We start from the raw sequence: 18,025 nt of genomic DNA, 5'->3' as shown, positions 1-18,025 counted from the left end.
TCCCCGTGAATGTTGATTTGCACTGCCACAGCACGGCCTCCGACGGCGCCCTGGCGCCCGCGGTACTGGTTGCGCGTGCGTTTGAAAAAGGCGTGCGAGTCCTGGCGTTGACCGACCACGACACCCTCGAAGGCCTCGACGAAGCCCGCGAAACCGCGCATTCATTGGGCATGCAGCTGGTCAACGGCGTGGAATTGTCCTGCACCTGGGGCGGCGCCACCATTCATGTGCTCGGCTATGGTTTTGATCAGCAAGCCCCGCCGCTGGTGCAGGCCATTGCCGATTTGCACGATGGCCGCTGGCTGCGGTCCGAAGAAATAAGCCGCAAGCTCAGCCTTAAAGGCATGCCCAACGCCCTCGACGGCGCCCGCGCCATCCAGCAGGAACTGGGCGACAGCGGCAATGCACCGGCCCGGCCGCACTTTGCCGACTGGATGGTGCGTGAAGGTTTTGTCAAAGACCGCGCCGAAGCTTTCCGCAAATGGCTGGGGGCCGGCAAGTTGGGGGATGTGAAGCAACACTGGCCGACCCTGGAAGACACGGTCGGGACCCTGCGTGCCTCCGGCGCCTGGGTGAGCCTGGCCCATCCCTGGCATTACGATTTCACCCGCAGCAAGCGCCGCAAGCTGATCAGCGACTATATTGGAGCGGGCGGCCACGCGATCGAAGTGGTCAACGGGCATCAACCCGCCGAACAGGTTGGCAGCCTGGCGATTCTTGCCCGCGAATTTGGTCTGCTGGTCAGCGCCGGCAGTGATTTTCATGGCCCAGGTGGGTGGTCCGAAATCGGCGAGTATCGCCAGGTACCCGAAGACCTGCCGCTCTTGTCGGGGCGATTCAAGCATGACCCCATTACTGCCACCGTCTGAACAGGTAGAACACGTGAGTCAATTCTTCCAGATTCATCCGGAAAACCCCCAGGCGCGCCTGATCAAACAGGCCGTCGAGATCATTCGCGCCGGCGGCGTGGTGATCTACCCGACTGATTCGTCCTACGCCATCGGTTGCCAGATCGGCGACAAGGGCGCGGTGGAGCGTGTAAGACGCCTGCGCCAGTTGGACGACAAGCATAATTTTGCACTGATCTGCAGCGACCTGTCCCAGCTCGGCCTGTTTGCCAAGGTCGATACCGGCACCTTCCGCCTGCTCAAGGCCCACACGCCGGGGCCCTACACCTTTATTCTCAACGCCACCCGCGAAGTGCCGCGCCTGCTGTTGCACCCCAAGAAACGCACCATCGGCCTGCGGGTACCGGAACATCCCATCGCCCTGGCGCTGCTCGAAGAGCTGGGTGAGCCGTTGATGAGCGTGTCGCTGATCATGCCGGGCGAAGATGAGCCGTTGTACGACCCTTACGAAATGCGCCGCCTGCTGGAAAAGCATGTCGACCTGATCATCGACGGCGGCTACGGCGGCAACAAAGCCTCCACCGTGATCAACCTGGCCGACGGCGAACCCGAAGTGATCCGCGTGGGTTGCGGCGACCCGGCCCCGTTCATGGTCGAGGCCTGAATGTCAGCCGTGGAAACCGTTGATCCCCAGGCCGACGCCCAGCAGGAACTGCCGTTTGCCATGGTGTATGGCCAGGCGGTCATGGAAATGCCCCTGGATCTGTACATTCCGCCGGACGCGCTGGAAGTCTTCCTTGAAGCGTTCGAGGGGCCGCTGGACTTGCTGCTGTACCTGATTCGTAAACAGAACATCAACATCCTCGACATCCCGGTGGCGGAAATCACCCGTCAGTACATGGGCTATGTCGAGCTGATGCAGTCGGTGCGCCTGGAGCTGGCCGCCGAGTACCTGGTGATGGCTGCCATGCTCGCCGAGATCAAGTCGCGCATGCTGCTGCCGCGTTCGGAAACGGTGGAAGCCGAAGAAGACGACCCGCGCGCCGAACTGATCCGCCGCCTGCAAGAGTACGAACGCTTCAAGGCCGCCGCCGAAGGCATCGACGGCTTGAGCCGCGTGGGCCGCGACGTAGTAGTGCCCAAGCTCGACGCCCCCGAAGCCCGCGCGCGCAAGCTGCTGCCCGACGTGAGCCTGGAAGAATTGCTGATGTCCATGGCCGAGGTGCTGCGCCGAGGCGATATGTTTGAAAGCCACCAGGTCAGCCGTGAAGCGCTGTCGACCCGCGAGCGCATGAGCGATGTGCTGGAGCGCCTGAAGGGCGGTGGTTTTGTGCCTTTTGTCGAACTGTTTACTAAAGAAGAAGGGCGCCTGGGCGTAGTGGTGACCTTTATGGCGATCCTCGAATTGGTCAAGGAGTCCTTGGTCGAGCTGGTCCAGAATGAGCCTTTTGCGGCTATCCACGTGCGGGCGCGAGCCGAATAAAGAGCTGAATCGATGAATCTGACTGAACCCCGCGAACTGGCGCCGTTGCTGGAAGCCTTCCTACTGGCCTCAGGTAAGCCGCAATCCCTGGAACGCCTGTTCGAACTCGTTGAAGAAGCCGAGCGCCCTGAGCCGCCGGTGTTCAAGAAGGCGCTGGAGATCCTGCGCAAGTCCTGCGATGGCCGCGCCTTTGAACTGCGCGAAGTGGCGTCGGGTTACCGCCTGCAGATCCGTGAGAAGTTTTCCCCGTGGGTCGGCCGTTTGTGGGAAGAGCGTCCGCAACGTTATTCGCGGGCGATGCTGGAAACCATGGCGCTGATCGCCTATCGCCAGCCGATTACGCGTGGCGAGATCGAAGATGTGCGGGGCGTGGCGGTCAACAGCCATATCGTCAAGACCTTGCTGGAACGCGAGTGGATCCGCATCGTCGGCTACCGCGACGTGCCTGGCAAACCGGCGATGTTCGCCACCACCAAGGTGTTTCTCGACCATTTCAACCTGAAAAACCTCGACGATTTGCCGCCTCTGGCGGAACTGCGCGAGATGGAAGCCGAGCCGGTGCTCGATTTCGACGACGCGCCGGTCCCCGCCAGCCTGCAGGAGTTGGCCGACGCCAGCGCCGAGCCGGAAGAGCCGAAGGACGAGACCAGTTTTCATACGTTGTTGCTGGAATTGGACGACATGGAGCAGGGCATCAAGACTGATTTTGACGACCTGCTGCGTGACGGTGCCGCTGAACCTGAAACTCAACCGAACGTGGACGTTGAGCCTGAAGTCGAAGCAGAACCGGAGCCGGAGCCAGAGGAAGACATCCTTGGCGTGGCTGAAGCCCGTGCAAAGCTCCTCGCCGCCGTCGCCGCTCTCGAACAACCGCCCCTGAGCGACGAGGAAGACGAAGCCCGCGCCCTGGCAGAAGCCATCGAAGCCGAGCGTCGCCAGTTCGAAGACTGACGCGATACACCTGTGGGAGCGGGCTTGCTCGCGAATGCGGTGTATCAGCTTGCAGATGCATTGACTGAGCCACCGCATTCGCGAGCAAGCCCGCTCCCACATTTAGATCTCCAGTGTCAGGTACAAAACATGAGTTCCACCAAAGACCCCTGCATCAGCATCTGCAAATTCAGCGATGACATCTGCGTCGGTTGTGGCCGCAGCAAGCGTGAGATCCGCGCCTGGAAGAAACTCGACAAAGCCGATAAACGCAGCGTCCTGGCCGAAGCCGAACTCCGATTGTTGGCTCTGGGTGCCACCGGTCGGCGGAAAAGCAAATGATTAGGGTGTTATCGACTAGTCTCTGATGCGCAACGCGCACCATGCGCGTATGATTCGCGACCCTTTGCCGAGGTATTCGGCCAAAGCCCCGCTTTCAACACTCTTCAGGCCACGCCTGAATCGACCCACCGGGAGGTGCTTAAGATGAACGACAAAGACCAGAACGACAGCCAGGAAATCGGCCCAGCAGGCGAGAAACTGCAAAAGGTGCTGGCGCGTATCGGCGTGGGCTCGCGCCGCGACGTCGAAGCCTGGATCACCCAGAAGCGCATCAAGGTCAACGGCGTCGAGGCCACCCTCGGCCAGCGCGTCGACCTGCACGATGCAATCACCATTGATGGCAAGGTCATCAAGCGTGAAGAGGCCGCCGAATCGGTGCGCCGCGTGATCATGTACAACAAGCCGGACGGCGAGATCTGCACCCGTGACGACCCGGAAGGCCGTCCGACTGTGTTCGACAAAATGCCCAAGCCCAAAGAAGGCCGTTGGATCAACATCGGACGTCTGGACATCAACACCACCGGCTTGCTGATGTTCACCACTGACGGTGAACTGGCCAACCGCCTGATGCATCCGTCCTACGAGATGGACCGCGAATACGCCGTGCGTGTACGTGGCGAAGTCGATGACGAGATGATCGAGCGCCTCAAGGCGGGCGTGGTGCTGGAAGACGGCCCGGCCAAGTTCACCGACATCAAGCAGGCGCCAGGCGGCGAAGGTTTCAACCACTGGTACCACTGCGTGGTGATGGAAGGGCGTAACCGCGAAGTGCGTCGCCTGTGGGAATCCCAGGGCCTGGTGGTCAGCCGCCTGAAGCGCGTGCGTTTCGGCCCGGTGTTCCTGAACTCCGACCTGCCGATGGGCCGCTGGCGCGAAATGAGCCAGTACGAAGTCGACATCCTCAGCGCCGAAGTCGGCCTGACACCGGTCGCGATGCCGCAGATGAACGCCAAGAGCAAAGACAAGCTTGAGCGTATGCAGCGTAAATCGTCGCGTCCTGTGGCGCGCACCGAGCGTGTGGCCCGCACCCTGCGCCCGGCGCTGAATGCACCGGCAACCGGCGGTCGTATCTCCCGTGAGCCGCAGATCGAAGGCGAGCGTCGTCCAACCGCGCCATCGCGCCAGGAAGGTGAGCGTGCGCCACGTGCACCGCGCCCGGCCCCGGCGGGTGGTCGCAGCAACCGTGGTGAAGCCGATCGCCCGGCTGATAACGCCAGCACCAAGCGTCCAGCCAAGCCGGCGGCGAACAAGCGCCCTGGCCCTAAACTGGTCGCGGACGAGCCGTCGGGCAAGCGCCGCGGCGCCCCGGCCGGTTCGGGTCAGCGTCCTGGTTTTGGTCGCAAGAAGCCGCAGTGATGTTTTAATTGCTGCATAAAAACGCCAACCCTCGGGTTGGCGTTTTTTTATGCCTTGGAATACGGTCAAAAATGTGGGAGCGGGCTTGCTCGCGAATGCGGAGTATCAGGTAACACATGCATCAACTGACACGCAGCCTTCGCGAGCAAGCCCGCTCCCACATGTGGATCGTCATAGATTTCTAAATCACTGATCAGAACGCGAAAGTGCCGTCGAATACCGGCTTGTCATCCAACGCCAACACCCCACTGGCAAAGATCAGGTCCAGGTGATGACTGCCTTTCTGCCCACCGCCCAAGCCAAGGTGCAAGCCACAATGGCGCTCCTCGAACCCGGCATTGCGCGCATACAAATCCTTGACGCCTTCATTGGTACCAATCCCCAGTTCCTCGACGCGACGGTTCGATGGATTGGCGTTCAGGTACTTGTTGAAATCATCCGCCAACCCCGGCACGTCACTGGCTACGCTGCAGACCGTCGAATTTTCGATCCACAACTCCAGCGGTGATTGCAGCACACCATATTTACGCGCGAACGGAATGGTGCTGAGAAAGGTGCCGACGAACCGCACCTGGCCATTGATGGCTTCGCTGTGAGTCGCGATTTCGCCAGGCGCCAGGTCGTGGTTGCCAACGCCGTTGATATTGGTCCACTTCTTGATGCTGCTCATCGGCGCTTCCAGGCGTGAACCGTGCTTGTCGGTAAAGCTCAGCACGGTGGCTTGCGACATGCGCCGGATCAACGTGGCGTTGAGGTCGGCAATGCGTTGGGGCTCGACGCTGAAGGTGTCGTAGAAGTAGTCGCCGTAATCCTTGAACAGCAGGGATTTTTTCCAGTGTTCGGCCATCACACCCTGCAGGGCGCGGATAAAGTCCGGGCCTTCGGCGCGAGGGTTGGGCAAGGTGGAAGAGTCGTAGAGAAACAGGTAGAGGTCGCAGGCTTCGATGGCCTCGGCCAAGGTGTCGCTGGCGGCCAGGTCCAGGCGCTGCACCTGGAAGTTGAAACGCGCGGCGCTGCTGTGGGTGATTGCCTGGGCGATCGCGTCGTAGCGCTCGGTATGGCCCAGCAGCACGGTGGGGCGACTCAGGCCATTGAGGGCCGGGTGGTGCGCGAGGTAGTAGAGAAAGTGTTCGACGGCGCGGGCCTTGTCCATGACGTGTTTCCTTCTGTGCCTTGGGTAAGGAGGCAGATGCCGTGCACAGCACCTGCCGGATGCCTGCCGATATTTAGAATGGCCACATCGCGGTGCCGAACGGCACAACGGCGTCGGCTTGCATCATTTCAACGGCGGCCTCATGGGTCGGCGCTTCAAACCAATCGTCGAGTTGCAGTTCGGTTTCCAGGTCGTTTTCCAGTGCTTGCATGGTGTATCTCCTAGAGGACGTTGTTTGAGAACGGCTTGCCAACGGGCTTCGCTGGCAAGTGGGAAGAACCTAGGAGAGAGTGTTTCAAAATACAAAATTTTTATTGACACGGTTTCATTTGGATTTTTTGTTCTGTTTTTCGGGTTTGATTTTTTCTTGAGGAAATTCAGGCAGCTGCGGAAGCTGAATTGTAGGAAATTTCCGAGCGACAATTTTTCTTCAGATCACGGCTGTAACGTTAATTTTCCATGCTGTAACGATTAATTTACGAGAAAATGGCGGCATAATTGCTCGGCGCTACCCCGTAAGGATTTGCTGACAGATCGTCGCACACGCCCCTTGGGGTCGGCCGCAAGCTGTCGAGCGGTGTACAATCCGCCGCGTTTTACTGTGACCCCCTTGCGTAATCACGCAAAAGGCCAAGACCTCGGGGTTTACCCACCCTGATCACTCCGCCTGGCCACGAGCCGGACGGGTTCGATTTCGTCACAGATAAAAACAAACAGGTGACGCATGACCGTTAGAAAGACGCTGTACTCCTGGTGCCTGCGCTGGGGTTTGAGCAGCGCTGCTTGAGTCGGTAATTCAAGGCAGCAACCTGCATTCAATATCATCAAACCTTGCGTGAGAGCCTTTTAATGAGTGTTCCCTCTTCCTCTTCAGGCGAGCTGAAACGCGGCCTGAAAAACCGGCATATCCAGTTGATCGCCCTGGGTGGCGCCATCGGCACCGGCTTGTTCCTCGGCTCGGCCGGGGTGCTCAAATCCGCCGGCCCGTCGATGATCCTGGGCTATGCCATCTGCGGCTTCATTGCCTTCATGATCATGCGCCAGCTCGGCGAAATGATCGTCGAAGAGCCGGTTGCCGGTTCCTTCAGCCATTTTGCCCACAAGTATTGGGGCGGTTTCGCCGGCTTCCTGTCGGGCTGGAACTGCTGGATCCTCTATATCCTGGTGGGCATGTCGGAGCTGACGGCCGTCGGCAAGTACGTGCACTACTGGTGGCCGGAGATCCCGACCTGGGTCTCGGCCGCGGCGTTCTTCGTGCTGATCAATCTGATCAACCTGGCCAACGTCAAAGTTTTCGGTGAGGCAGAGTTCTGGTTCGCCATCATCAAGGTGGTGGCCATCGTCGGTATGATCGCCCTGGGCAGCTATCTGCTGGTCAGCGGCAGCGGCGGGCCACAGGCCTCGGTGACCAACCTGTGGGAACACGGCGGTTTCTTCCCCCATGGCGTCGGCGGGTTGGTGATGGCCATGGCAATCATCATGTTCTCCTTCGGCGGCCTGGAAATGCTCGGCTTTACCGCCGCTGAAGCGGACCAGCCACGCACGGTGATCCCAAAAGCGATCAACCAGGTGATCTACCGCATCCTGATCTTCTACATCGGTGCTCTGGTCGTACTGCTGTCGCTGACCCCATGGGACAGCCTTTTGACCACCCTCAACGCCTCCGGTGATGCCTACAGCGGCAGCCCGTTCGTGCAAGTGTTCTCGATGCTGGGCAGCAACACCGCTGCGCATATCCTCAACTTCGTGGTCCTGACGGCGGCGCTGTCGGTGTACAACAGCGGCACCTACTGCAACAGCCGTATGCTGCTGGGCATGGCCGAGCAGGGCGACGCGCCCAAGGCCCTGGCTAAGATCGACAAGCGCGGTGTGCCAGTGCGTTCGATCCTCGCGTCGGCGGCGATTACCCTGGTCGCCGTGTTGATGAACTACCTGATCCCGCAACACGCGTTGGAACTGCTGATGTCCCTGGTGGTGGCCACGTTGGTGATCAACTGGGCGATGATCAGCTTCTCGCACTTCAAGTTCCGCCAACACATGAACCGTACCGGGCAGGTGCCATTGTTCAAGGCGCTCTGGTACCCGTACGGTAACTATGTTTGCCTGGCGTTCGTGGTGTTTATCCTGGTGATCATGCTGATGATCCCGGGGATCCAGGTGTCGGTGTACGCGATCCCGGTGTGGGTGGCGTTCATGTGGGTGTGTTACGGCATCAAGAACAAGCGCGTTGCGCAGCGAGCCTTGGAGGTGGCTGCTCCAGCAGTGAAGTGAGGCGTGCGTGAGATAAACCAAACCCGGCCTTGTGCCGGGTTTGTTGTTTCAGGAATGGGCGCGCGCATTCGCGTATCCTTGGTTGCCCCCACAGAGGTTCCCGCTGCCCATGCTGGTGATTTCCAACAACGTCCACCTACCCGACGCCGAGATCGAGCTGACCGCCATTCGCGCCCAGGGCGCCGGTGGGCAGAACGTCAACAAGGTGTCGAGTGCGGTGCACCTGCGTTTTGACATCCCGGCGTCGTCGCTGCCGGAGTTCTATAAGGAGCGCTTGCTGGCGCTGCGCGACAGTCGTATCACCAGCGAGGGCGTGCTGGTGCTCAAGGCCCAGCAATACCGGACCCAGGAGCAGAATCGTGCGGATGCGTTGGAGCGTCTGGTGGAATTGATCCTCAGCGCCACCAAGGTGGAGAAGAAACGCCGCCCGACCAAGCCGACCCTGGGGTCGAAAAAGCGCCGCCTCGAATCCAAGACCAAGCGCGGCAGTATCAAGGCCGGGCGCGGCAAGGTCGACTTCTAGTCGCCACGCGCCTCACGGGCCTTGGGGGCTTGACGGTACAGGTACACGCTCAGCAACAGACCACCGAGGGCGGCAAGCGCGGCGAACAGGAAGATCGACGCAAAGCCGAAGCCGGCTGCGACAGCCCCGGCGAGTGGTCCGGTGATGCCCAGTGAAAGATCGATAAACAGCGAGTAGGCGCCCACCGCCGAGCCGCGGCTGGACGCCGGCACCAGGTTGACGGCTTCGACGCCCAAGGCCGGAAACACCAGGGAAAAGCCGAACCCACTCAACGCCGCACCGGCCAGGGCCAGGTTGGCGTCCGGTGCCAGCCACAGCAACAGCAGGCCAAGGATCTCCACTGACAAGCAGGCAATCGCCACGCGAAAACCGCCGATCCGGTTGATCAGGTTGCCGAACAACAGCCGCGCACCGATAAAGCTGGCGCCGAACAGGCTCAGGGCCCACACCGCGTTATCCCAGTGCTGGGTGGTGTAATACAAGGTGATGAAGGTGGCGATGGTGCCAAAGCCGATGGAACCCAGCGCCAAGGCGCAGCCGTGGGGCAATACGCGGCCCAGCACATTCATGAAGGGCAGGCGTACGCCGGCAACAATCGGTGCAGCGACTTTGTTCCAGGCCAGCAGCAGGCCGACGATGGCCAGCAGAATGATGCTGACGCCCATGCTCCACAGTCCGAAGTTTTTTACCAGCAGTACCCCAAGCGGCGCGCCGACGGCCAGCGCGCCATAACTGGCGATGCCGTTCCATGAGATGACCTTGGCGGTATTCTCTGCGCCGACACGGCCAATCCCCCAGCCAATCGAGCCCGAACCCACCAGGCTTTCGGCGCTGCCAAGGACCAGGCGGCCGATCAACAGGCTGCCCAGGCTGACGGCTGGCAGGCTTGCGAACCACGCAGCCAGCAGCATGAACACACCGCTCAAGCCGCAGCCCGCCAAACCGATCAACACCGCGCGCTTACTGCCCAGGTTATCGATGATTTTGCCCGCATACGGGCGGCTCAGCAGGGTGGCCAGGTATTGCACGCTGATCACCAGGCCGGCAATCACCGCGCCGTAACCCAGTTCACTGTGGACATAGCCTGGCAATACGGCGAGGGGAATGCCGATGTTCAGGTAGCCAATGAAGGTGAACAACACGATGGAAACAACTTGCAGCGTGACCGCCATGGGGCGCTGGGTATCGGGCATGGGAGAGGTCCACTGTCGCGGCAGGTAAAGATAGGTTGCTAATAATACCGGTGGTTTGGCTCGCGCAGGGCGGTAAAACGCAAAAACCTCAACTCAGAAAGACGTCAGGCTTTGGTGGGGGCCAGCAATTGGGTGGTGACCAGGGCGGCCAGGGCGTTTTCCTGGGTGCCGAAACGCTTGAGCAGCAGCGCTTGTTTGTCGGCGCTGAGGCGGTTCCAGATCTCGACCATCTGCAAGGCCGCGTCGAGTACAGCGGTATCCGGGTTGTCGGGGAGGGTATCGGTCATGGCGGGCGTCTCGATGGGTTCAGGCAGTGTGGAAAGCGCTCAAAGCTGCGCTTTCCACACGGTCTGGTACGGCGTCAGTCCTGGCTTTCGCTGTCGACTGGTTTTGCTTCTTTGGCCTCAGGCTGTTTGTCACTGGCCTGCTGCGGTGTTGGCTGCTCTGTTGGGTGCAGGCTTGGGAAGGGGAGATTAGGTATCTCGTGCATCGTCGTCGCTCCTCGCAAGTTCTGTTTTTTCAATCGCAGGTGATTCCGCGCTCTCAAAAAGCCTTGGCAGGATACAGCACTGCAAATGACAAAAAGACTTTAATGTCGGCAGATGGATGAACTTTCATTGTTTAAACGGTCGTTTGGCTAGAAGGGTACCTTGCCCAGGATCATGTCGCGGTACATCACGAAGTCCCCCAAAAGGCTGTAGAACGGGTGTTGAAAGGTCGCTGGGCGGTTCTTTTCGAAGAAGAAGTGGCCGATCCAGGCAAAGCTGTAACCGGCAATCGGCAAGGCGATCAACAGGAGAAGCGAACCTCTGCCAATGGCATACGCCAGAATGCCGATCACCAGCGTGGTGCCGATAAAATGCAGGCGTCGGCATGTGCTGTTGGCGTGCTCGGCCAGGTAATAGGGGTAGAACTCAGCAAAGCTGTTGAATCGCTTGACGTTTTCCACGGTGACCGGCCCTTTGATTGTTGTGCCGCCCAACAGATGTTCGGCGGGGAGCTTATTTGAGTCTAGAGTGATCAGTGGTAACAGCCAGTGACAATAGATGCCACTTTAGTATCCTTGGCTTCCTGGCTGCCGTTTGAGCCTGCTTTATTAAGAAGACGCCATGAGCGAACGAACAACTTCTGCAAGCTGGGCGATGGGGATAGTCAAGGCATTGGAAATGGACGGCCTGGATTGCCGCGCCTTGTTCAAGCAGCTCGGCCTCGACTATGCCGCCCTGAGCGATCCCGATGCGCGGTTTCCGCAGGATTCCATGACCCGCCTGTGGCAGCGGGCGGTGGAGCTGTCGGGCAACCCGGCGATCGGCCTGAACATGGGCAAAGTGGTGCGCCCGGCGTCATTTCATGTGGCCGGTTATGCGTTGATGTCCAGCAACACCTTGGCCGAAGGTTTTATGCGGCTGGTGCGCTACCAGCGGATCATCGCTGAAAGTGCCGACCTGAGTTTCCGACTGATCCCCGAAGGTTATGCGCTGATTCTGACGGTACACGGTGACCACCTGCCGCCTACCCGGCAAAGCGCCGAAGCCTCGCTGGCCAGTGCCTTGGCGCTGTGCGGCTGGCTGACCGGCCGCACGCTGCAGCCGCGTAAAGTGGTGCTGCAAGGTGAGCAACCGGCGGACCTGGCCCCGTACAAACAAGCCTTCCATGCGCCGCTGGAGTTCAACGCGCCCTATGATGCGCTGATTTTCGAGCAAGCCGACATGGACGCGCCGCTGCCCACGGCCAACGAAGCCATGGCCCTGTTGCATGACCGATTTGCCGGTGAATACCTGGCGCGTTTTTCGGAAAGCCGCGTGACCCACAAGGCGCGGCAGGTGTTGTGCCGTTTGTTGCCCCAGGGCGAGCCCAAGCGTGAAGTGGTGGCCCAGACGTTGCACTTGTCCCAGCGCACCTTGCAGCGGCGCTTGCAGGAGGAGGGCACCAGCTTCCAGACCCTGCTTGATGACACCCGTCGCGAACTGGCCGAGCAATACCTGGCGCAACCCAGCATGACCCTGCTGGAAATTGCCTACCTGCTGGGCTTTGCCGACCCGAGCAACTTCTTCCGCGCGTTTCGACGCTGGTTTGATGCCACGCCCGGCGAATACCGGGCGCGGTTGCTGGAAGTGTCGGGCGTCAGTGGCGCCAAAACGCCGGAATGCACAGAACAAAGACCGTAATGATCTCCAGCCGGCCGAGCAGCATGCCCAGTGACAGGATCCACTTGGCCGCATCCGGCAGGCTGGCGAAATTGCCCGCCGGACCAATGGTTTCGCCCAGGCCCGGGCCCACACCCGAAACGGTACTCGCGGCACCGGTCAAGGCGGTCATCCAGTCCAGGCCGAGCAGCGACAAGGCCAGGGCGATGGCGCAGATGGTGATGGCGAAGAAGAACGAAAAGGTCAGGATCGAGCGTACGATCTCTTCGTCGAGACGGTGGCCGTTGTACTTCTGCTTGATCACCGCACGCGGGTGAATCAGCTGGTTCAAGTTGGCCTTGAGCAGGATGTAGGCGACCTGGAAGCGGAAGATCTTGATCCCGCCCGCCGTGGAGCCCGAACAGCCGCCGATAAAACCGAGGTAGAAGAACAGCATCAGGGAGAAATTGCCCCAGAGGCTGTAGTCCCCGAGTGCAAACCCCGTGGTCGTCACCACCGACGTGACGTTCAGCGCCACATGACGCAGCGCGTCCAACCAATGCAGGTTGGTGGTCCACCAGTACCAGGTGCCGAGCACCAGCCAGGTCACGATCAACAAACCGAGCAGGCCTTGCACCTGTTGGTCCTTGATCAGCGCCCGACGGTTGCCGCGCAACGTGGCCACATACAGGGTGAACGGCAAGCTGCCGAGGATCATCACCACCACCGCCACCCAGTGCACCGCCGGTTGTTTCCAGTGCGCCAGGGACTCATCGGAGGTGGAGAACCCGCCCGTGGAGATTGCCGACATCGCGTGGTTGATCGCATCGAACAAGCCCATCCCAGCCCACCAGAACGCCAGGCTGCCGAGGATGGTGATGCCCACGTAGGCCGCCACGATCAGCCGCGCCACCATGTGCGAGCGGGGCATGACCTTTTCCGAGCGGTCCGAAGATTCGGTCTGGAACAGGCGCATGCCACCGATGCGCAGCAGCGGCAGGATCGCCACCGCCATGCCGATAAAACCGATTCCGCCGAGCCAGTGCAGCAACGAACGCCACATCAGAATGCCGGGCGACATGGCATCCAGGCCGCTCAGCACCGTGGAGCCGGTGGCGGTGATGCCAGACATGCTTTCAAAAAACGAGTCGGTGTAGCTGATGTGCTGGGTCAGCAGGAACGGCAGCGCAGCAAAGATACACACCACCACCCAGCTACTGACGGTCAGCAGGTACATGTCCCGCGGGCGCAGGTGCACATGCTCGGGACGACCGGGGATCACCAGCGCCAGGCCGGCGATAAAGGTGATCATGCTGGCCCACAGGAACGACGGCAGGTCGCTGGTGCGTTCGAAGATCACCAGGGTGGCCATGGGCACGACCATCGCGATCGCAAGGGTGATCAGGAAGATGCCGATGATGAAACCGATGATGCGCAGGGTCGGCAACGCCATGAAATTCGCTCGAGATAGGGCAGAGGCGCCATTCTACCTGGGGTGCAGGGCATGTAAACCACGCTCGCATTGGCCTGTAGCTATATAGCGCCTGGGCTTTCATGGATGACGGCACGATGAAGGCTACTTCCCCTCTTCGAGATGCCACGATGCCATCTGATTCACTACTACCCGCCCCCTTGATCCTTAACGACACCCAGCAACAAGTGGCTTTGCGTGAGCAATGGCTGGCGCTCAATCGACAGATCGTCGAGCAGTTTCAGCCACCTCCGACGTTTCACTCATTTGTACAACATGAGTTCGAGCACGCTTTCCCGACGTTGACGCCAGGCCTTGATGTGCGCCATGGCTTCATCCAACTGCCTCAGGTCGAGGCGCCATCCCCACCGGAGACCGTATTGCTGCCCACGCTGCTGGACGCGGTGGTGCAACGGCTTGTGGGTAACCAGCCATCGACCTACGCGAGCCGTATGGCCACGCTGCTTCGGCTCCCGGCGATTGGCGACGATTTGCAGTCGCTGGGCGGGGTTACGACGGCTGGCCTGGATAAATTCCTCGACCGGCTAGCCGAGGGGGCGGCCACGTACTTTGCAGCCTATATGGATGCCTATTGGGCACGCCCGCGCAGTCTGGCCGATGCGCGCCCCCAGAAACAATGGCTGGTGCACACCCATACCGAACGGTTGGCGGCAGAGGCTGCGCTGCTGGCCACAGACCGTTTGCTCAGTCCCGCCGCCCAGGACCTGTTCGCGCAGGTACGGCTTTACCCAGAGGCCCAGGCACGGCAGATGTTGCGTGCTGACCGACCGTGCGTCTGCGCGGTTGCCCTTAGCGGTGATTTGACCTTACGCGGAGCATTTGTGCTGACTGCCAGGGACCCGGAGCAAACCGTGGTCAGGCCTGTGAGTGAAGTCGAGCCGGTCAGCGTGCGCTCGGTGGACCCGAGCATGAACCTGGGCACGGTGTTGTTGTTTCTCCCGGACACCGGCGTTGAGGCGTTTGACTCCCTGGCCAGCCTTGACCGTGAACTGCATCGGCGCTTGAACCACGCCGTAGAGTTCGCCGGTGTGCTGGACCTGCTGGCAGACACCGAGCAACCCCAAGGCTTGGCCCTTCATCGTCAGCGCAAGGGATCGGGGCAAGTGGTGTACCGCGAGCGGCTGGATTCACCGTTCAACTACAGCATTGAGTCCCAATGCCAACGGATGCTGGACAACTTCACCTCCACGCTCACTCGCTACCAGGCGCAAGGTGAGCAGTCTGAGATGTACCACCTGCCGAAGGTGTTGGACCGGGTGATGGACGCAGGTCGTCAGTTCAACGCCATCGGCGCGGTTGTGGGGCGGGAAGTAAAGAAGGGCCAGGCACAGCTCAAGGCATTTCTCCAGGATGCACTCCCTGCCGATAAAGAGGCCTGGCGAGTGGCGATGGCCGACTACTGCGACCAGTTGTTAAACCTGCCGGATGCCGAGGGGTTGCCTTCGCTGGCGCAATACAGCGATAAGCCTGCCTTACTGGCGTATGCCAACCAACAGTTGCGTATCCGACTCATGGCCGAATATGCGCTGGAGATTGATCCCGATGATATTTTGGTGCACACCAAAGAACCCTATATTCCGCCTACGGTGGCCGTGCCCGGTGCCCCGGCGCCTGCACCTCGCGAGCCCGGGACGCCGTTGTTCCAGCATCGCAGCAGAACGCTCACCGAACTGGGCCTGGAAAATATCGGCGGGCTGGATCTGAATTTCACGCATTTCTCCAGGCTCAGTGAAAACACTCGAAAAAAGCCTGATGAAGCCCTGCTTCCCGAGGATCTCAAACCGTCCATACCCTACGAGGGGCTGACCCTGCAAAACATCAAGGACCTGGTGCGCGCAGCCAATATTGGACAGGGTTATGAGGCTCTTTTGAAGGATCGCCTGATCACCTCGCCTGGCGCGGTAGCGCAGAAACACACCTATGGTCAGGTCATGCTACGCCAGCTACGGCTAGACGCCATCGAGGCCAAGATCAACGGTGATTTTCTGCCGGACCGCCTGGCACGAGGTTTCAATTGGGTGCGTGTGGTACTCGACGAGCCGGTGGACAGCGACCGCCGCGAGCGCGTCGAAGGGCATCGAATACTGGTGCAGCATTTGAAACTGCGGGGGCAGCGCGTGCGCGGGGTGCTGCTGTTTTGCACCGCGACCGTCGGGGTTGGCTCAATCGTGGTGTATACCCCGCAGGCGTCCGGTGGCCGGGTATTCCATGAGTTCGCCAACGACCGCTTGATGAGTGACTTCGTCATGAACAGCTCCTGGCGCGACTACCTGTTGGGCCGCGTGGAGCGAGCGTTCGAGCCCCATGTCCGGGCGGTGCTCAAGGGGCGTGGGGACGTGTCGATGGTGAGCCTTGGCAGGATCGCGCACGATCTTTTCGAGGATGCCTATGAGGTGGAGGCCAACGTTGCGATCAATGACGCGGGGGCGCAATCGAGGAGTACCCATCAAGTCAACGTCGAGACCGGCCTGACAGTAGTCACCGTCGCCTTCGACGTCTTGTCCATGGTGTTACCGATCAAGATCATGCTGCCCATCGGCCTGGCCCGTAGCCTCTACTCGGTGTTCAACGCCGTTGAAGCGCTTAACCTAGGGGATCGCGTCGGCGCTGCTCACTACTTCGTGCGGTCGTTGGGCGAACTGATGGGTGCCTTGATAGACGGCGCCATGGGGGCGCGCGGCGGTGCGGCGGGTAGCAAACCGCGAGGGCTACCGGCGGAAATGGCGTTGGGGAAAAAACCTGAGGGCGTTGTGCCATTGGCCGGTTGGGAAGGTAAAGGGCTGTATCACAAAGCTTCAAAGGCCGACGGTGCCCAGCACTACTTTCTCAATGACGGCGAGCACTGGTACTCGATCCTCGATGACGGTGACAAGCTCGCTTGGCGCCTCAGGGATGCGCGCAAGCTGACGCAATATCACTACGCACCCATCCGGCAGAATGCCTCTGGGCAGTGGGAAATCGGCTCGCATCCTGTAGGCGGGTTAAAGGGCGGTAACCCGCCGGAGCGCCAACTCATGGACCTCTATCCTCGTCTGGATGAGACCCAGGCCCGGCGTGTCTTTGAGTCGTTCAATTTCCCGGCGGGGCGTGAAGTTGAGTTTCAGGTAGCCCTCGTCCATACCCTGCGATTGAAGCTCTCCACGGCTGCGTTTGAGCCCTATCTGAACGTACCGCTTTTGCGATTCGAGTGGCGTTTGGACGGGATTGATCTACCGGACATACCGGTTGAGACATCTGTCTCGGTTACACAGCGCCCACGCCCTGTCGAGCCGCAACCGGGTCCGAGTCGTCCACGCCCCATCGCACCTGCCCCCGAGGCAGCACCGGTGCGCCCCGCAAACGAACAATTTGTCGAGTGGGGCAGGGCCATAGATGTGGCGGAACTTGAAGTGGTGGATGCGACAAGGAAAATATATCGCCGGATTGCAGGCGACGAGCAGGGGCAGGAGTACATCGAATCGGGCCAGCGTTATTTCGCGATTTTGCCTAGAACCCCCTCCAGGCCCAATGAGGTGTTTATTCGTGACCCTGGGCGACCTGCCGCGAATTTTCTGGATCTGGAACATCTGCTGCACGCTGGCATCTTCAACCAGCCTCGGCAGGCGCAATTCATAACTGGCGACGGCCTATGGAGAATATCCACTGACGTACCCTTGAAGAAAACGCTGACCCTGTATGTGGGCGAGGCGTTTCCCCTGTTGACCCTCGCCAGCCAGGTGGACGTCGCCGTGACGCTGTTCAACCGGGCCAACCCCACCGGCCTGACCCAATTGGGCTTGAACTCGGTGGTACGCACACTGCGCGATTGGCAGTTATGGCTACGGGCGCCCGATACGCGATTGGCTGATCCGTTTTCGTTGCTCCCGCGAACCCCGAGAAGCGCCGACAATAGCTTGCAGCTGGTGAATGTGCTTGGGCGTTACCACCGTTTGAGCTTTCGCCCTGAGCCGGTCGCTGTCCCCCTGTTCAATGCGCTTCCGTCCGGCATCGATGGCCGACTGAGAGCATTGATGAGCGAGGTCGTGACCCGCTGTCGCTTCGACATTCTCAGTGGTTACAGCCACCCCAGCGAGCTGTTGTTCCGGCGCGGGGTGCATCCAAGGCTTTATTGGCTGAGGTTGCGCCGCGTGAGTGGTGATCGTATTGCTGGGGATCAGGTGGTTTCGCCAGACGTAAACCTGATGGACGCGCCGACGCGCAACTTGGTAGCCCAAGCCCAAGTCAGCAATAGCCTTGTCGCGCTGATGGGCGGTATCCAGCTGACTACGCCGACAGCGTCCCCGCAGATATTTATCATCAGGGTGTAGT

General features: G+C 60.4%; 16 protein-coding genes. 10 read left to right on the top strand and 6 right to left on the bottom strand.

What is annotated here, in order from left to right:
- The first annotated feature begins 5 nt into the window (after nucleotides 1–5).
- From HX793_RS02390 to rluB, 6 genes are all read left to right on the top strand, one after another.
- Nucleotides 6–869, top strand: a complete 864-nt coding sequence (locus HX793_RS02390; RefSeq protein ID WP_177004784.1) for a PHP domain-containing protein — start codon at nucleotides 6–8, stop codon at nucleotides 867–869.
- Nucleotides 870–882: 13 nt separating this feature from the next.
- Nucleotides 883–1,512, top strand: a complete 630-nt coding sequence (locus tag HX793_RS02385; protein WP_016975422.1) for an L-threonylcarbamoyladenylate synthase — start codon at nucleotides 883–885, stop codon at nucleotides 1,510–1,512.
- Nucleotides 1,513–2,331, top strand: a complete 819-nt coding sequence (locus HX793_RS02380) for a segregation and condensation protein A (protein WP_498054761.1) — start codon at nucleotides 1,513–1,515, stop codon at nucleotides 2,329–2,331.
- A 12-nt stretch (nucleotides 2,332–2,343) separates the two neighbouring features.
- Nucleotides 2,344–3,282 (top strand): SMC-Scp complex subunit ScpB, encoded by a 939-nt coding sequence (scpB, locus tag HX793_RS02375; RefSeq protein ID WP_177096735.1) that lies wholly within the window; start codon nucleotides 2,344–2,346, stop codon nucleotides 3,280–3,282.
- A 129-nt stretch (nucleotides 3,283–3,411) separates the two neighbouring features.
- Entirely contained in the window at nucleotides 3,412–3,603 is a 192-nt protein-coding gene (locus tag HX793_RS02370) for a DUF1289 domain-containing protein (protein ID WP_028617718.1), read from the top strand.
- A 144-nt stretch (nucleotides 3,604–3,747) separates the two neighbouring features.
- The gene (gene rluB, locus HX793_RS02365; RefSeq protein ID WP_010208149.1) at nucleotides 3,748–4,959 is read left to right on the top strand and encodes a 23S rRNA pseudouridine(2605) synthase RluB; all 1,212 of its coding nucleotides are present in this window, start codon (nucleotides 3,748–3,750) and stop codon (nucleotides 4,957–4,959) included.
- Nucleotides 4,960–5,152: 193 nt separating this feature from the next.
- On the opposite strand, the gene HX793_RS02360 is transcribed toward rluB, so the two are convergent.
- The gene (locus HX793_RS02360) at nucleotides 5,153–6,112 is read right to left on the bottom strand and encodes a CgnE/CgnB domain-containing protein (protein WP_177059702.1); all 960 of its coding nucleotides are present in this window, start codon (nucleotides 6,110–6,112) and stop codon (nucleotides 5,153–5,155) included.
- 73 nt (nucleotides 6,113–6,185) lie between these two features.
- Nucleotides 6,186–6,323, bottom strand: coding sequence for a hypothetical protein (locus HX793_RS02355; RefSeq protein WP_003175756.1), 138 nt, complete (start codon nucleotides 6,321–6,323; stop codon nucleotides 6,186–6,188).
- A gap of 638 nt (nucleotides 6,324–6,961) precedes the next feature.
- Here HX793_RS02355 and HX793_RS02350 point away from each other — a divergent pair.
- Both HX793_RS02350 and arfB read left to right on the top strand, forming a co-directional pair.
- The gene (locus HX793_RS02350) at nucleotides 6,962–8,383 is read left to right on the top strand and encodes an amino acid permease (RefSeq protein ID WP_177059704.1); all 1,422 of its coding nucleotides are present in this window, start codon (nucleotides 6,962–6,964) and stop codon (nucleotides 8,381–8,383) included.
- Nucleotides 8,384–8,492: 109 nt separating this feature from the next.
- Complete coding sequence (gene arfB, locus HX793_RS02345; RefSeq protein ID WP_016975416.1) at nucleotides 8,493–8,906, top strand: alternative ribosome rescue aminoacyl-tRNA hydrolase ArfB; 414 nt, start codon at nucleotides 8,493–8,495, stop codon at nucleotides 8,904–8,906.
- On the opposite strand, the gene HX793_RS02340 is transcribed toward arfB, so the two are convergent.
- The 3 genes from HX793_RS02340 to HX793_RS02330 form a co-directional block, all read right to left on the bottom strand.
- On the bottom strand, nucleotides 8,903–10,099 hold the full coding sequence (locus HX793_RS02340) for an MFS transporter (RefSeq protein ID WP_016975415.1): 1,197 nt from the start codon (nucleotides 10,097–10,099) through the stop codon (nucleotides 8,903–8,905). The two genes, arfB and HX793_RS02340, sit on opposite strands and share 4 nt — an antisense overlap.
- Nucleotides 10,100–10,203: 104 nt before the next feature.
- Entirely contained in the window at nucleotides 10,204–10,386 is a 183-nt protein-coding gene (locus tag HX793_RS02335) for a hypothetical protein (RefSeq protein ID WP_016975414.1), read from the bottom strand.
- Between the two features lie 350 nt (nucleotides 10,387–10,736).
- Nucleotides 10,737–11,048: an Mpo1-like protein gene (locus tag HX793_RS02330; protein ID WP_038851615.1), complete on the bottom strand. Its 312-nt coding sequence runs from the start codon at nucleotides 11,046–11,048 to the stop codon at nucleotides 10,737–10,739.
- A 160-nt stretch (nucleotides 11,049–11,208) separates the two neighbouring features.
- Between HX793_RS02330 and HX793_RS02325 the strand changes: the two genes are divergently transcribed.
- Nucleotides 11,209–12,267, top strand: coding sequence for an AraC family transcriptional regulator (locus tag HX793_RS02325; RefSeq protein WP_177004789.1), 1,059 nt, complete (start codon nucleotides 11,209–11,211; stop codon nucleotides 12,265–12,267).
- Here HX793_RS02325 and HX793_RS02320 read toward each other — a convergent pair.
- Nucleotides 12,224–13,678: a TrkH family potassium uptake protein gene (locus HX793_RS02320; RefSeq protein WP_016975411.1), complete on the bottom strand. Its 1,455-nt coding sequence runs from the start codon at nucleotides 13,676–13,678 to the stop codon at nucleotides 12,224–12,226. The genes HX793_RS02325 and HX793_RS02320 overlap by 44 nt on opposite strands.
- Nucleotides 13,679–13,827: 149 nt before the next feature.
- On the opposite strand from HX793_RS02320, the gene HX793_RS02315 reads away from it, so the two are divergent.
- Nucleotides 13,828–18,024, top strand: coding sequence for a dermonecrotic toxin domain-containing protein (locus tag HX793_RS02315; RefSeq protein WP_177096737.1), 4,197 nt, complete (start codon nucleotides 13,828–13,830; stop codon nucleotides 18,022–18,024).
- Nucleotide 18,025: the final 1 nt, after the last annotated feature.

The organism is Pseudomonas reactans (assembly GCF_013387025.1).
Lineage (GTDB): Bacteria > Pseudomonadota > Gammaproteobacteria > Pseudomonadales > Pseudomonadaceae > Aquipseudomonas > Aquipseudomonas reactans.
The sequence above is the reverse complement of the archived record's forward strand: the minus strand, read 5'-3'. Positions and strand labels throughout refer to the sequence as shown.

Bases quoted from the DNA above. Each gene is read 5' to 3' on its own strand.
- HX793_RS02380 (WP_498054761.1), top strand. From the start codon at position 1,513: ATGTCAGCCGTGGAAACCGTTGATCCCCAGGCCGACGCCCAGCAGGAA.
- scpB (WP_177096735.1), top strand. From the start codon at position 2,344: ATGAATCTGACTGAACCCCGCGAACTGGCGCCGTTGCTGGAAGCCTTC.
- HX793_RS02370 (WP_028617718.1), top strand. From the start codon at position 3,412: ATGAGTTCCACCAAAGACCCCTGCATCAGCATCTGCAAATTCAGCGAT.
- rluB (WP_010208149.1), top strand. From the start codon at position 3,748: ATGAACGACAAAGACCAGAACGACAGCCAGGAAATCGGCCCAGCAGGC.
- HX793_RS02360 (WP_177059702.1), bottom strand. From the start codon at position 6,112: ATGGACAAGGCCCGCGCCGTCGAACACTTTCTCTACTACCTCGCGCAC.
- HX793_RS02355 (WP_003175756.1), bottom strand. From the start codon at position 6,323: ATGCAAGCACTGGAAAACGACCTGGAAACCGAACTGCAACTCGACGAT.
- HX793_RS02350 (WP_177059704.1), top strand. From the start codon at position 6,962: ATGAGTGTTCCCTCTTCCTCTTCAGGCGAGCTGAAACGCGGCCTGAAA.
- arfB (WP_016975416.1), top strand. From the start codon at position 8,493: ATGCTGGTGATTTCCAACAACGTCCACCTACCCGACGCCGAGATCGAG.
- HX793_RS02340 (WP_016975415.1), bottom strand. From the start codon at position 10,099: ATGCCCGATACCCAGCGCCCCATGGCGGTCACGCTGCAAGTTGTTTCC.
- HX793_RS02335 (WP_016975414.1), bottom strand. From the start codon at position 10,386: ATGACCGATACCCTCCCCGACAACCCGGATACCGCTGTACTCGACGCG.
- HX793_RS02325 (WP_177004789.1), top strand. From the start codon at position 11,209: ATGAGCGAACGAACAACTTCTGCAAGCTGGGCGATGGGGATAGTCAAG.
- HX793_RS02320 (WP_016975411.1), bottom strand. From the start codon at position 13,678: ATGGCGTTGCCGACCCTGCGCATCATCGGTTTCATCATCGGCATCTTC.
- HX793_RS02315 (WP_177096737.1), top strand. From the start codon at position 13,828: ATGCCATCTGATTCACTACTACCCGCCCCCTTGATCCTTAACGACACC.